Origin of the sequence: Kitasatospora sp. NPDC052896 (assembly GCF_044547075.1) — a bacterium.
In the GTDB taxonomy this organism is placed as follows: domain Bacteria; phylum Actinomycetota; class Actinomycetes; order Streptomycetales; family Streptomycetaceae; genus Kitasatospora.
The window spans coordinates 124,608-138,252 of record NZ_JBITZU010000010.1; the positions used below are offsets into that span (position 1 = coordinate 124,608).

At 71.5% G+C, this 13,645-nt stretch carries 11 protein-coding genes and 2 pseudogenes; 4 read left to right on the top strand and 9 right to left on the bottom strand.

All coding sequences use genetic code 11. From position 1 onward, the window contains the following. Positions 1 to 38: 38 nt before the first annotated feature. From ACIGXM_RS21860 to ACIGXM_RS21875, 4 genes are all read right to left on the bottom strand, one after another. Positions 39 to 212, bottom strand: a complete 174-nt coding sequence (locus ACIGXM_RS21860) for a hypothetical protein (protein ID WP_396563314.1) — start codon at positions 210 to 212, stop codon at positions 39 to 41. A 221-nt stretch (positions 213 to 433) separates the two neighbouring features. After that, positions 434 to 766, bottom strand: coding sequence for a thioredoxin (gene trxA / locus ACIGXM_RS21865; RefSeq protein ID WP_396563316.1), 333 nt, complete (start codon positions 764 to 766; stop codon positions 434 to 436). A 140-nt stretch (positions 767 to 906) separates the two neighbouring features. Next, positions 907 to 1,647: a chitinase gene (locus ACIGXM_RS21870; protein WP_396563317.1), complete on the bottom strand. Its 741-nt coding sequence runs from the start codon at positions 1,645 to 1,647 to the stop codon at positions 907 to 909. Positions 1,648 to 1,886: 239 nt separating this feature from the next. Further along, positions 1,887 to 3,146, bottom strand: a complete 1,260-nt coding sequence (locus tag ACIGXM_RS21875) for an alpha/beta hydrolase (protein WP_396563319.1) — start codon at positions 3,144 to 3,146, stop codon at positions 1,887 to 1,889. A gap of 576 nt (positions 3,147 to 3,722) precedes the next feature. Between ACIGXM_RS21875 and ACIGXM_RS21880 the strand changes: the two genes are divergently transcribed. After that, on the top strand, positions 3,723 to 4,442 hold the full coding sequence (locus ACIGXM_RS21880) for a hypothetical protein (protein WP_396563321.1): 720 nt from the start codon (positions 3,723 to 3,725) through the stop codon (positions 4,440 to 4,442). 37 nt (positions 4,443 to 4,479) lie between these two features. Here the strand turns inward: ACIGXM_RS21880 and ACIGXM_RS21885 are convergent. Together ACIGXM_RS21885 and ACIGXM_RS21890 are read right to left on the bottom strand one after the other, a co-directional pair. Beyond that, positions 4,480 to 4,833: pseudogene (locus ACIGXM_RS21885) on the bottom strand (DUF6114 domain-containing protein); the annotation flags it as partial. Positions 4,834 to 4,933: 100 nt separating this feature from the next. After that, on the bottom strand, positions 4,934 to 5,554 hold the full coding sequence (locus ACIGXM_RS21890) for a DUF6230 family protein (RefSeq protein WP_396563322.1): 621 nt from the start codon (positions 5,552 to 5,554) through the stop codon (positions 4,934 to 4,936). Between the two features lie 1,373 nt (positions 5,555 to 6,927). Between ACIGXM_RS21890 and ACIGXM_RS21895 the strand changes: the two genes are divergently transcribed. After that, positions 6,928 to 7,512, top strand: coding sequence for a hypothetical protein (locus ACIGXM_RS21895; RefSeq protein ID WP_396563324.1), 585 nt, complete (start codon positions 6,928 to 6,930; stop codon positions 7,510 to 7,512). Positions 7,513 to 8,070: 558 nt separating this feature from the next. Here the strand turns inward: ACIGXM_RS21895 and ACIGXM_RS21900 are convergent. Next, the gene (locus ACIGXM_RS21900) at positions 8,071 to 9,264 is read right to left on the bottom strand and encodes a DUF4149 domain-containing protein (RefSeq protein ID WP_396563326.1); all 1,194 of its coding nucleotides are present in this window, start codon (positions 9,262 to 9,264) and stop codon (positions 8,071 to 8,073) included. An 853-nt stretch (positions 9,265 to 10,117) separates the two neighbouring features. Between ACIGXM_RS21900 and ACIGXM_RS21905 the strand changes: the two genes are divergently transcribed. Then, complete coding sequence (locus ACIGXM_RS21905) at positions 10,118 to 10,726, top strand: hypothetical protein (protein ID WP_396563328.1); 609 nt, start codon at positions 10,118 to 10,120, stop codon at positions 10,724 to 10,726. Positions 10,727 to 11,355: 629 nt separating this feature from the next. After that, complete coding sequence (locus ACIGXM_RS21910) at positions 11,356 to 11,802, top strand: hypothetical protein (protein WP_396563330.1); 447 nt, start codon at positions 11,356 to 11,358, stop codon at positions 11,800 to 11,802. Between the two features lie 233 nt (positions 11,803 to 12,035). Here the strand turns inward: ACIGXM_RS21910 and ACIGXM_RS21915 are convergent, their stop codons facing one another. Further along, on the bottom strand, positions 12,036 to 12,971 hold the full coding sequence (locus ACIGXM_RS21915; RefSeq protein ID WP_396563332.1) for a hypothetical protein: 936 nt from the start codon (positions 12,969 to 12,971) through the stop codon (positions 12,036 to 12,038). A 271-nt stretch (positions 12,972 to 13,242) separates the two neighbouring features. Then, positions 13,243 to 13,637 (bottom strand): annotated as a pseudogene (locus tag ACIGXM_RS21920) (ISAzo13 family transposase); the annotation flags it as partial. Positions 13,638 to 13,645 lie beyond the last annotated feature (8 nt).

Below are 13,645 nucleotides of genomic sequence, written 5' to 3' on the forward strand. Positions count from 1 at the left end.
CCGCCCTCGGGCAGTACGTCCGAGGACAAGCCGTCCGGTCAGGCCCCGTCGCCCTTCGGCTCCAGCAGCCCGGCGCGGGCGGCGATCACCCCGGCCTGGAAACGGCCGTGGGCGTCGAGCATGTCCGGCAGGCCGGCGATGTGACCGCGGCAGGCGCGCACGGACAGCCCCATCCACTTGGCGATCACCTCGCCCTTGAGGCCGTTGGCCATCAGCGCCAGGATCGCGGCCCTGACCTCGCTGACCGCGGCCCGCGCGGCCGGACCTCGGCGCTCGGCCGCCGCGCCACCGGACCCACCGGAGCGGCCGGCTCACGACAGTCGTGTCGGGGCCCTCCTGCCGCGCCCGCGTCCCGGGCGGCTGTCGGAGGGCCCCGACGACGCGGGGCCGAAACGCGCGTGGTCGGCCACCGCCGGTCGTGGCCCCCGAATCGCTACATGCCGAGGAAGTCGGCCAGGTCCCGCTCGATGGCGGCCTTCGGCTTGGCTCCCACGATGGTCTTGGCGACCTCCCCTCCCTGGTAGACGTTCAGCGTCGGGATGGACATGACCCCGTACTTCGCGGCGGTCGCCGGGTTCTGGTCGATGTTGAGCTTGACGATCTCGATCTTGTCGCCGTGCTCGGCCGCGATCGCCTCCAGACTCGGCGCGATCTGCCGGCAGGGGCCGCACCACTCGGCCCAGAAGTCGACCAGAACGGGCTTGTCGCTCTTGAGGACGTCCTGCTCGAAACTCGCGTCGGTGACGTTCTTCAGTGTTCCTGCCATCTGTTGCCTCCTGTGTTCAACGGACTGTGCCGCGGATATCTCGCCGGACCTGTGCCCCGACCAGCCCCGTTGTACTCCGGCGCCGGCCCGGCTGGGGGACCGTCAGCGAACGGTGGGCGAGTCCCGCTCCCCTCGGCCGATCAGCAGGAGAGGTCGCCGCCGCCGACGTCGGTGCCGAGGACGCCGACGAACCGCTTGTAGAGGTTGATCCGGTCGTTGCGCTCGTCCGGGTTCTTGCCGTCGCACTCCAGGTCGCCGTTGATGCTGCGGATCGTCTCGCCGAAGCCCCTGCCGTTGACCATCGCGTCGTGCGGGGTCATCGTCCCGGCGCCGTTCTGGCTGTTCCAGAACCACAGACCGGTCTTCCAGGACACCGCCGGGTCCCGCTCCACCTGGTACGGGTTGTGCAGCAGGTCGATGTGCAGGGCGTCACCGGCCGCCTTGTAGTTGAAGTTCCAGCTCAGCTGCAGCGGGCCGCGCCCGTAGTAGGCGGCCTGGCCGGCCGGACAGCCGTACGGCTGACTCCGGTCGCAGTAGTGGCCGTAGTTGGCCGTGTTCTGCTCGACGACGTACCTCAGGCCAACGGTCTCGTGGCTCACGTTGGCCAGGAAGGCCGCCGCCTCGCGCTTGCGCACCGCATCGCTGCCGGTGGTGGTGAATCCCGGGTAGGCACTCAGCGCGCTGACCAGGCCCTGGTAGGTGTAGAAGGCGTTCCGGTCCGGGAACATCTGGTTGAACTGTGCCTCGCTGACCACGAACGACCCGGCGGCGGAGGCGGGCACCGCCGGAACGGCGACCGCCAGCCCGCTCGCGACCGCCGCGGCGCCCAGCACGGCCAGCACACGGGACCGGGTTCGGGACAGGACACGGGACAGGGACATCTGTACTCCTTGGGTGGCGCGGACCACGCCGCTCGATTCACTGGGGGCAGCTGTTTCGGATACCCGGAGCTTCGAGGACGAAGCAACGGCCGCAGCATGGCACGAATTCAGCGCGAACCAGCGAAGATTGACGATGAGTCACCCACCGGATGACTGTCCCGTCCGCGGTTGACGGCGGGCCACCGCTCGGAGTCGAGGCCGAGGCGGAGCCGGTGCGGCCCCACCCGGGTTCGGACGCCCTACGGGTGGGTGCCCTGCAGACCGAGCTGCTGGGAGAGCCAGGGCAGTGCCTGGGCGAAGGAGGCCGCGCCGGTCTGCCAGGTGTGCGAGCCGGAGCCGGTGGTGACGACGGTGCGGATGCCGTCCTTCCTGGCCGCCGCGCTCAGCTCCTGTGCCGCCCTGATCTGACTGTGCTCCTGGTCGCCGTCCTCGAACCAGCCGGAGACGCCCTTGTACTTGGCGTGGTGCGCGAGCACGGTCGCCGGGTCGTGTGCCGCCCAGGCCGCCGCGTTGCCGCCGTAGAGCTGCTGGATGGTGCTCTCCTGGTCGCCGATGTACGGACCGTGGTCGCCGGAGAAGTCCCCGAAGTGGGTGAACACGCCGGGGTGTTCGACGGTCAGGTCGATCGCGCAGGTGCCACCCATCGACCAGCCGGCCACACCCCACTTGTGCGGGTCGGTGGCGGTGCCGAAGGTCTTCTCGATGTACGGCGGGATGTCCTTGACCAGGTGGTCCTCGGCGTTGCCGTGCGGGCCGTCCACGCACTCGGTGTCGACCTTGAAACCGCCCGTCGCGTCCGCGAACACCAGCACCGGGGCGAAGCCGTGGTGCTTGGCCGCGTAGGCGTCCGCCGTCTTCACCGCGTCACCGGCGCGGATCCAGTTGTCGGGCGCCGCGAACTCGGCGCCGATCATCTCCAGGACCGGCAGCTTGGGCCGGTGCACACTGCGGAACCAGGCGGGTGGCAGGTAGACCAGCTCCTGCCGGTGCGCGAAGCCACTGGCGGTGTCCGGGATGTCCACCTGGACGATCCGGCCGGTGGTGGTCCGCCCGTGGATCGTGCCGAGCTGGGCCAGGGTGATCTGGTCCGGCAGCGGAGCGCCGCTCAGCTCACCGATCGCGTCGTCCAGCGTCGGGTAGTAACCGGTCGAGATGTTGAGCGCGTTGGCCGCCGCCACCAGGGACAGCAGAGCGGCCACCGGCGCCAGCAGCCGTCGCCACCAGCGGGCGCCGCGCCAGCCGAGGCCCAGCACGGTGAACGCCGCGATCGTCACGCCGATCCACAGCCACAGAGCGGACGGGATCGGGTCGTTGATCCCGGCCAGCGCCGGCACCGTGGCCGCGCCGACCGCCGTGACCAGCGCCGCGACGGCGAGGGCGATCGGTGCCCGGCGCAGCCGCCAGCGCCGGTCCCGCCAGCCGAGCGCGAGCAGGAAGACCGCGGCGGCGGCGAGTTGGAGGGCCCAGGGGAACCAGCCGTCGAGCAAGGAGACGTTCAAGCCCGGACACCGTTCGACCAGCACACCGACAGGGCGCCGCTCGGCGCGGGAACGCCGCGGGAGCCGTCGGACGGGCTCCGACCCTCGCGGGCCGCGAGCGGCACGCCGGTGCGCCCGGCTGCCGTCGCGCGAGGAGCGAGGGCCCGCTGGGTTCTGGTCCTGGGCATCGCGTCGGTGCTCACTTTCGGGCGGAGCGCGGCCACATCGCCGTGGGATGTGTGTGGGCGGCGCGCGCTCGGTTGGCTGCCGGTGTCGGGTGATCCGGCGGATCACGCGCGACGGTAGGGCAGGATCTTGTGGATTCCCTGTGAGTCGGGCGTCCGTGACGGTGGTCAGGAACGTGCGCCGTGCTCTCCAGGGCCGGGCCGACGGACCCGTCCGCAGCCGCCCGGACCCACATGACTTCCACCACGAAGGCCCCTACCGTCCTTCGCGCACAGGCCAGTTCGCGGGACGGTGTCCCCGGGACGGTCGCGGCCCCGTGCGCGCTCCGGGAGCGAGCACCAAGCCACGTCCTCCTCGCCGTCACGCGCCGAATACCCTTGATCGAAGCGACGTTGCATGGAGGTAGTAGACATGGCAGAAGACGCCCGGCCCCGGCGGCGAGCGATGCTCGCGATGGTGGCGGCAGCCGCGGCGGTGCCCGCCCTCAGCAGCTGCTCGGATCACGCCAAGGCGAAGACCGCCGCCGCGACCGAGCAGCCGGTGGGCGCCCTGGCGGCAGCCAGCAGCAGTGCGGGCCCGCAAGTGCTCATGATGATCCGGCACGCCGAGAAGCCCACCGGTTCGGGCTCTCCGTACGGCGTGACCTCCGACGGCGACAAGGACGACAAGTCGCTCACCGTGCAGGGCTGGACCCGCGCGGGCGCCCTGGCCGGGCTGTTCGCCCCGCGCACCGCCACCGGCGCCCCCGCCACGCCGCGCCCCGGGCTCACCCGGCCCACCAGCGTGTACGCCGCCGATCCCAGCGGCGCCAGCAAGCGCCCGTGGGAGACCGTCACCCCGGTCGCGGCGGTCCTGGGCGGCACGCCGGACACCCAGTTCGCCAAGGGGCAGGAGGCGCAGTTGGCGTCCGCCCTGCTCGCCGCCTCCGGCGACGTCCTGGTCGCCTGGGAGCACGAGAGCATCCCCGCGATCGTCGCCCATCTCGGGTCGGTCACCCCGACACCGCCCGCCACCTGGCCGGACGCGCGCTTCGACGTGGTCTGGGTGTTCACCCGGCAGGGTGACGGCTGGAACTTCAGCCAGGTCCCGCAGATGCTTCTGGCCGGGGACCTGCCGACGCCCATCTCCTGACCGGGCCGGGCCCCGGTGGTGACGGTCAGTCCTCCGGCGGGGCCCAGGCGCAGGCCAGCGAGCCGCCGATGAGCCCGGGCAGCAGGCCCAGGAGGAAACCGCCGAAGTTGGCGACCGGTACGGAGACCAGTGAGAGCAGGATCGTCGCGACCCCGGCGAAGGTCCGCAGCTGCTGCTGGAACCAGAGCGTGAGACCCAGCGTGATCAACAGGCTCCCGATGAGAAGTGAGCCCGCGCCCGCGGTGGTGGAGAGCGCCAGGCCGAGACTGCCCAGGCTGAGGTGCGTGTAGGGGAAGTAGAGGATCGGCGGGCCGGCGCTGAGCGTCAGCAGGCCGGCCCAGAACGGGCGGGTGCCGCGCCAGGCCCGGAACTCCCGCCGGGCCGTGGCGATCGCCTCGCGCGGCCCGGAGCGCGGGGCCGTGGTCGCGTTCCACACGTGGCGACTCCCTGTGCTGTCGGCGGGATCGGGGCGTGTCGTCGGGACGGAGGGGTCAGAAGCACTCGTTCCGGCCTCGCACCAGCGACACGTCCAGCCCGGGAACGTCGAGGCTGCCGGCGGACACCGCGACCGCGGTCACCCGCACGTTGGTCAGGTTGATCGAACTCGCCTGCTGCGCCAGGCTGTTGGGGTTGAAGAAGCGCGAGTCCCGATCGCCCGGGCTGACTTCGCCACTGGTGAGCGAGCCGGCGGCCACCCCGATGTCGAGGCGATGGCTGCTCGCCTGGTCGGCCGCCAGGCGCTTCGAGTCGATGAAGAATCCCTTCGCGGTGGCTGGTCGCCGGCCACCGGTGAGCCGCAGTGTGTAGGGGCCGAGGACCGGAATCGGGAAGACGGCGGACTGGCAGAGCCCGTGGATCGTGGCGGACTCGAACCCCGTCACCGCGACCGGCACCTGGACGTGCTCACGGGTGAGGTCCACCGTGCCGTACAGGCTGAAGCCCTCACCGTGGAGTTCGTCGGCGGAGAGCTTGAACTCCTCCCCGGAGATGAGGAACGACGCGGCGAGCACGTTCTGGGCCACGCCGGCGGCGAGAACCGCGGTGGCCGCCAGGGACGGCAGCAGGATGACGGCGAAGCGCTTCCAGCGGGTCCTGCCGAAGGGTTGCGACATGCCGTCTCTCCCTGACGTGGACCGCGGCTCCCGGGCCCTGCTCGTGCGCCCGGCCGGAGGAGACGTAAGGGCCACCGCACCGGCTGCCCGGGATCGAAAATGACCGAATACGGCCGATCATGCGGTACGAGACATGGCCCGGCAAACCATTCGCGACCACATTGCCGACCATGTCGCCGCACATCACCCCGCTGGCCCATCGGCCACGGCATGGGGCCCGCTGGTCAGCGCCCCCGGGGGCGTCAAGAGGATCATCCGGTTGGCAGGGGGCGGGCGACCGTGCGGACCGGAGGGTCGGTCCGGTTCCGGTTCGCACGTGTCCGGGACCCCGCGCCCCATGGCCCCGCTGCCGAGGTGGGGCTCCCGCGGGGCCGCCGGATGACTCGCCGGACCTCCCGGCCTCCCCTGACAGTGAGGCGCACGGTACCGGAGGAGCCCGTGTCCCTCGCGGGGGTGCGCGGCGCGGCGGCGGGTGAAGCCGGTGGTGCGGGACGGGCGGGCCTCGCGGGCGCGGTCGTCCCGTGCGGGGAAGAGGTCGAGCCCGCGCCCCGCCGCCGGCGCATGCCGGCACCGGTCCACCGGTCGAACCCAGGGCCTCCGGCTGGCCGCGGCCGCCGTCCGCTGGCCGCCGTTTCCCGGTCCTCCTTGGCCCTGGACGCCGCCAGGAGGTCCTCCGCCCCTGGTCGAGTGGACCAGCCGGCCCGCTGCGCGCGCTGATGAGGATCCGTGCTTCTCCTTACTCCTGCTCCCGAGTCCTCAGGCCGTCAGTTCTTGAGGCGGGTGGGGGCGGCGAGCGCTGGTCGCGGGGGCGTCCGTGCGTTGCGTGTCCGGCCCGGCCTGGCCTGTCAGGGGCGCTTGCGGCGTCGCCGGCGCGCCGGGCCCCGGCCGTCCGGGGCCCGGCGAGCAGGGCCGGACAGGGCCGGCCAGGCCGGCCCGGGAGCGGTCTGACTGAACCGCGACCCCAGGGATGTGGCGTTCCCTCAGGCCGGCTGCCCGCAGGCGAGGAACCGGGGTGAGCGGGTCCGGCCCACGCCGATGACGGGGCGGCAGGTGTCCGCGGAGGCGGTCGTCCCCTGAAGGTGGCTCACCTCGTCGCGTCGGCCCTTCCAGGCGCCCTGCCGCCAAAGGAGTGAGCAGGTGTCAGCAGTCACCTGGAAGGGCCAATGTCACGTCAATCTCCCTATGTTCATATAAATCTGACGATTCATCAGATTGGTTCGCGCTGCCCTGATGCCCCGTTTGGCTCCCCGGTGCCGGCCCTTCGATATGCCCGATATGACCGCCGTCAGTACGTTCAAATCACGGGTCGGCGGTCCAGTCGACCGTCTGAGATCAGGTCGGCGGTACCAGCCGACAGAGACAGGAGAAGTTCCATGAAGATCACCCGAGCCACCGCCGTCACGGCGGCCCTCGGTGCCGCCGCGGCCATGGCCGTGACCGGCCTCACCTACTCCTCTGCCGCCTCCCAGCCGGTGACCCAGGCGGCCCAGGCGGCCCCGGCCGTCCAGCAGGTGGTCGCTCCCGCCGGCAACGACGGAAACAACGGGAACAACGGGAACAACGGGAAGGGCAACGAGGGCAAGGGCAACGAGGGTGGTGGCGGCGGGCACCGCCACCACCGTCGGCACCACCGGGAGGGCCGCATCCACATCAACGAGCGGTCGTACTCCTCCCGCGCGGGCGACTGCATCACCGTGGTCAGCGGCCTGGGCGCCCGGAGCCTGAACATTCGCAACGACAGCCACAAGACCGTCGAGGTCTTCAGTGGGGCGGTTTGTGACAACGGCGCTCCCATCGCCACCGTCGGGCCCCACAGCTCCGCCGACGGCGTAAAGCCGCACTGCAACGACGATGTCTTCGTCGAGAAGGGAGTGGTGGCCAGCTTCCGAGTGGTCCACCGTCACGAGGGCGGCCGCGAGGGCGGTGAGGGCGGCGAGGGCGGCGGCTACGAGGACTGATCAGGAGCAGTGATGGGTCTTGACGACCGCGGAGAGGCGGTTGAGGGGCCGCCACTCCTGGACGCCTCGATGGATCGAGGACGCGCTCGGTCAAGACCTTCTCCGTGACCGGCGAAGCGTGATCCGGCGTCGCGATACGGTGACCTGACTGACACCGATGACATCGCCGAGAGCTGGATCACGCCGCAGTCGGCATACTGCTGCCTCACGGACGCCCTCGCCTGGAGAGGGCGTCCTGGGGCCGCGGTCCCTGGAACCCGTGAGTTCGACCCTGTTGGGGATCTCGAGGTTTCCGGGCCGCGATGTCGGTGAACTCCGCCATGGCGGAGGGTAGTTGCTTTCGATAACACGACCCGGACCAGCGTCGCCGAGAAGCCGGACGCGGCCCACTGGAAGCTCTTCTGCCAGACCGCGGCGCGCCCCGGCAGCGCCCTGCGGAGCGAGATCAGGACATCGCTCGCCCAGCGCCCCGGCCGAGCGGGCCGGCCGACCCGCCCCTTCCCGCCACCCCCGACCCCCGTCCAGCTCCACGGCTCGACGCGGGGGTCCTGTTCCGGATCAGTCCGGAAGGGGAGACAGGGAGGTGACGGTCGAGCGGCGGCGGGCGAGTTGGCCGGAGAAGCGGTAGCCCCCGGCCATCAGGGCGACCACGGCGATCGTCTCCGCGGTGCCCCAGGCCCAGGTGGACGTGCTGGCCTGCTTCGCTGCGAGCTTCGGCAGCTTCTTGGCCGGAACGGGCTGGGCGGAGCGCGCGGCGGCCTGCGCCTGGAAGGCCTGGTTGCGGGCGGAGCCGTGCAGGAACGGGGCCACGAAGAGCAGGGACACCCCGAGCAGGACCTCGACGGCGAGCACGAGGCGGAACTCGCGGAGCAGCAGCCTGGTCAGCGGGCGCTCGTCGCCCTCGTCGCGCAGGGCCTCGATCCGGGGATGCAGCCAGAACTGGTTGAACAGGCCGAGGAGCAGCAGGCCGCCGAAGATGAGGATCTTCACGCCGAGCACGCGCCCGTACATGGTGGTGACCAGCTGGTTCAGCCCGTCCACGTGCTCCCAGTAGAGGAACAGGCCGGACAGGGTGATGCCGGCGACGCAGCTCATGGCGCAGACGGAGAAGCGCCGGATGGCCAGCGACCAGAAGGCGCGCCGCTCGGCCGTGGGTATCACGCCGGGGGCGGCGATCAGCAGCAGGCCTGCCAGGCCGCCGAGCCAGACCCCGCCGCCCAGCAGGTGCAGCATCCACATCAGGGTCTCGAAGCCGGTGCGACCCCAGTCGGCAGGCACCTTGGTGGGGAACTTGGTGGTGCCCAGCGCGACCGAACCCGCGGCCAGGCCGGTCCCGAGCAGCCATCGGCGCGCCTGGCCGGCGGCGATCGAACGGACCGCCAGCGGGGCGATCAGGGCGGCGCCGACGAGGGAGAGGGTGACCTCGAGACCGGACAGCAGGCCGCTGCCGCTGCCGTCGTAGAGGGAGTTCCAGGCTGCCGTGTAGTCGTAGCCATGGCTCTTCGAGGCGCCGTGCGCCAGGTCGGTGAGTACCGCCGGGATGGCGAGCAGGCCGAGGACGACGCCGGCCCGGGCGAGTCGGGAGGTGACCGCGGGAAGGGCGCTCGGCGCCGTGCGGACGGCGGCCGGGCCCGCGGACAGCAACGCGAGGGCGGTCAGCCCGACGAAGCCCATGAGGGTGACCCAGGTGGTCCAGGCCACGGCACTGTCCATGAAGGGGCCGAGCGGTGTCGAGGGTGCGGCGGCTGCCAAGGACGTCAGGGCAGGGGGTATCGAAGGCGAGGGCACGGGTGGCCTTCCTCAATCACGGGGGAGTGGGAGGGAGACGAGCGGGAGCTTAGGTTAGCCATACCTAAGTAATGTGGCAACTGCCTGTGGGGGAGCGGCCCGGCGCCCGCCGGGCGGCCACCGTCACCCCGGCCGCGATCGGGGCACTGTCATGTCGGTCGGCCGGTCCTCCGTGATCGGCGCGAGCACCGGCTCCCGGGCCGTGCCCCGGTGTACCCGTGTCGGCGAGCTGTTCGCCGATCGCCCCCGACCGGTTGTCTGGGCGTGCCCCGCGCGGCTCTCGGGCCTGGAGCGCGCGCCGCTGATGAGCGTCCGTGGCCTCCCCGTGCCTGCTCCGCCCTCCGATCGTCGACCCCTGAAGTAAGTGGGGAAGCCCGGCGAGCGGGGATCGCGGGGTCGCCGCGCCCGTCGGCCGAGCCGCTCGCGCCCGGGGTCGGGCCTCGAGGGCATCGCGGAGTCCTGGGCGGGGTGTGACGGCTCGTTCCTGGCCTGTCGGCGCCGGGGCGCCCCATGGCCTGATGGCGACTCATCTCGGCGTGTCGGCGTGTCCCCGCGTCCTACGGCCGAAGGAGTGAGCAGGTGTCAGTGGTCACCTGAAAGGGTCAATGTCATGTCAATCTCCCTATCTTCATACAAATCTGACATCACATCAGCCAAGGCGGGGACCCGCTCTGGTGCCCCGTTTGGCTCCCTGGCGCCCGGCCTTCGATATGCCCGATATGACCGCCGTCAGTACGTTCAAATCACGGGTCGGCGGTCCAGTCGCCCGTCAGAGATCAGGTCGGTGGTACCAGCCGACAGAGACAGGAGAAGTTCCATGAAGATCACCCGAGCCACCGCCGTCACGGCGGCCCTCGGTGCCGCCGCGGCCATGGCCGTGACCGGCCTCACCTACTCCTCGGCCGCCTCCCAGCCGGTTACCCAGGTGGCCCAGGCGGCTCCGGCGGCTCCGGCGGCCCCGGTGGCCCCGGCTGTCCAGCAGGTGGTCGCTCCCGCCGGCAACGACGGCAAGGGCAACGAGGGCAGGAGCGAGGGCGGCGGCCACGAGCGCCGCAGGCACCACCGGGAGGGCCGGATCCACATCAACGAGCGGTCGTACTCCTCCCGTGCGGGCGACTGCATCACCGTGGTCAGCGGCCTGGGTGCCCGGAGCCTGAACATTCGCAACGACAGCCACAAGACCGTCGAGGTCTTCCGTGGGGCGGTTTGTGACAACGGCGCTCCCATTGCCACCGTCGGGCCCCACAGCTCCGCCGACGGCGTGAACCCGCGCTGCATCGAGGACGTCTACGTCCACGACGGTGTGGTGGCCAGCTTCCGAGTGATCCACCGTCACGAGGGTGGCGAGCGCGAGGGCGGCGAGGGCGGCGAGGGTGGCGAGGGCGGCCACGAGGGCGGCCACGGGGGTGGCGACTACCGGGATTGATCAGGCTTTCTCCAGAAGATCCAGAGTAGTGATGGTCTTGACGACCGCGGGGAGGCGGTTGAGGGGCCGCCGCCCTTGGAGGCCTCGATGGATCGAGGACGCGCTCGGTCAAGACCTTCTCCGTGACCGGCGAAGCGTGATCCGGCGTCGCGATACGGTGACCTGACTGACACCGATGACATCGCCGAGAGCTGGATCACGCCGCAGTCGGCATACTGCCGCCTCACGGACGCCCTCGCCTGGAGAGGGCGTCCTGGGGCCGCGGTCCCCGGAACCCGTAACACGATCTTGTTTAGGCAGTCACCGGACTCGAAACCCGAGTCCCCGAGTATCGGAAAGCAGCACCGGTGGGTCGGGGACGGGAGGCCGTACGCCGTCTTGGGCGTCGGTCCTCCCGTCCCCGACCGCCGAACCGGACCCGCGGTTGGCGCATCCGGCCCCCCACACGTCCTGCCCGGCGGTCGCCGATGGCCGCTCGGCTCGCACCCCGCCCCCGGCCGTCGACCTCTGCCGCCGACCCGCGCGGCAGGGCCGGCCCGCTGCTCAGGCCCGGTGGGCACCCGGCGCCTCATCGGACCTCTATATGATCTGCGCGTCCACTCGTCGACCGCGATCAAGGGGGCCAGTCCGTGGCCGGATTCGTGCTCATACGCTCGGAGGAGCCGTCTCTCAAGCGGGCGTCCTGGCTCAACGTCGTCATCGACGACACCACGGTCGGCAAGCTCAGGCAGGGCGGAACCGCCGTCTTCCCGGTCGAGGCGGGCCCCCGCTCGCTGCGCGTCAGCGCCAGGGGTGGCCGCTCCAACACCATCGCGATCGAGGTCTCCGAGGACGGCGAGTGCCGGGTGCGGGCCTTCGAGACGGGCTACGGACTGCTGACCGCGATCGTGCCGGTCCTGGGTTTCATCACCGCCATCCCGGGCCTGGTCCACCGCGTATGCGTCGAAGACGACAGCACCCCGGCACCCACCCCCGCCCCGGTCGCCGACGAGGGCGGCAGCGGGATCCCGGCGGGGCTGTGGTGGGAGTCACACCCGACGCTCGCCAAGCGCATCCGGAAGAACACACCGTCCTGACCTGCCGCCCTCGGCCCACGTCGGACCAGCCGACGAAGGCGGGGCCGACCACGCCCCCGCCGGGCGACACGCCGGAGGTGACCTCCCGCTACGTGGTACGGCTCATGGCGGCCGGGATCGAGGCGCCGCACGTACCGCGCACCGGGGCGTACGGATGACCGAAGGGGGCACCCGTCGGATGACGGGCGCCCCCTCTACTGGGTCACCTCAGGGCCGGGAGGCCCCTGCGAGGATCAGGCCTTGCCCCAGGTGCCGGTGTTCCACAGGGCGCCGCCGTTGGACGGGCCGCCACCCTGCGAGTAGACGACGAAGTTGCCGTCCGACTGCACCTTCGCGTACGCGCCGGGGTTGTTCCAGGTGCCGGTGTTCCAGAGCACCTCGTTGCTGTTGGCCACGGCGAAGACACCACTGGAGTCCATGACCGCGTCCATGCCCGGGTGACCGAAGGTCCAGGACGCCCAGATGCCGGTGCCGTCGCTCTTGCGGTAGAGCACCAGGTTGCCGTCGGCCTGCATGATCAGGATGGTCGAGCTCGACTCCACCCAGGTGTTCGGCACCAGGCCCTGACCGGACGCGATGGTGTCCGACGGCTGGTCCGTGTACTGGCCGTTGACCACGGTCGGGATGAACCCGGTGGTGGTCTGCCAGTACGGATCGGCGACACCGGGGGCACCGACCAGCAGCTCGCCGTCCACGAGGACGAGGAGGGCGCCCGACTTGCCCCAGGTGCCGGTGTTCCACAGGGCGCCGCCGTTGGACGGGCCGCCACCCTGCTTGTAGATGACGAAGTTGCCGTCCGACTGCATGAGCCCGTAGGCGCCCGCGTTGCCGTAGGTGCCGGAGTTCCACAGCGGCTGGATGTGGGTGCCGTTGTTGGCGACCAGGTAGAGCACCAGGTTGCCGTCGGACTGCATCACCAGGGTGGTGTCGCCGGCGCTCATGCTGGCGCCGGACTGCAGGCTCTGACCCGGGTTCAGCTGGATGCTGATCGGGGCGGCCTTCGCCGTCCGGGTCGCCGGGTTGGTGTGCGGCATCGTGCGCACGATCGGCGCGGCCTTGGTGGTCAGCCGCGGCGCCGGGGCGGCGACGGCCCCGGGCGCGGTGGCGGCCGCGAGTGCGCCGGCCCCGATCAGGAGCGCGGCGGCACGCTTGAGCGTACTTCTACGCAATGGTCCCCCTCGAAGAGAATGTGCTGGCCTCTTCATAGATCCAGCAGGGAATTCATACACCCATGCGAGGACAGACGTTCATGAGGGGTACGGGATCCGGCGGGTACTCCCGGGCCGCCAGGGCGTCACCGCGGGTCCAGCGCCTGTCCGTTCGTTCGTACTCCCCGGCGCTGGCACCCACTGGGGAGTGTCGAAGGGTCACGGACCCAGCTGGATGGTGGTCGAGGTCCGAAGCCCGCGGCGGGCCGGTGGCGGTGGCCCGGCCCCCGGGGGGCGCCGCACGGGCCTCGATGCGTGGCCCGGCGCGGGTGGTGGTCGCGGCGATGCTGCTCACGACGGTGTCGTGGCCGGTCGAAGGCCTGTCGCGCCAGTTCGGGCTGTTACCGGGGAAGAGCCGGTGCTCGACCTCGTTCCACTGCGATGTGCCCGCAGGCAGGTGACAGACCGTGATCTCCAGCGCCTCCCGGCGGCGGGCGCGGCGAGCTCGGTCTTCCGGGCGCGGGCGCGGTGGCCGTCGGAGCCGCCTGCGTCCGCGGTGACCGGGAGCCGGCCGGCGTCCGGGTGGTCGTGTCGGCCGCGGCCCCGCCGCCGGCGTCGGACGGAGGTGACCGCGAAGGCGGCGGTGTGGTGATCCGTGCCGACGTCCACCCGGCCGGTGTCGATGGCGTCCCGCG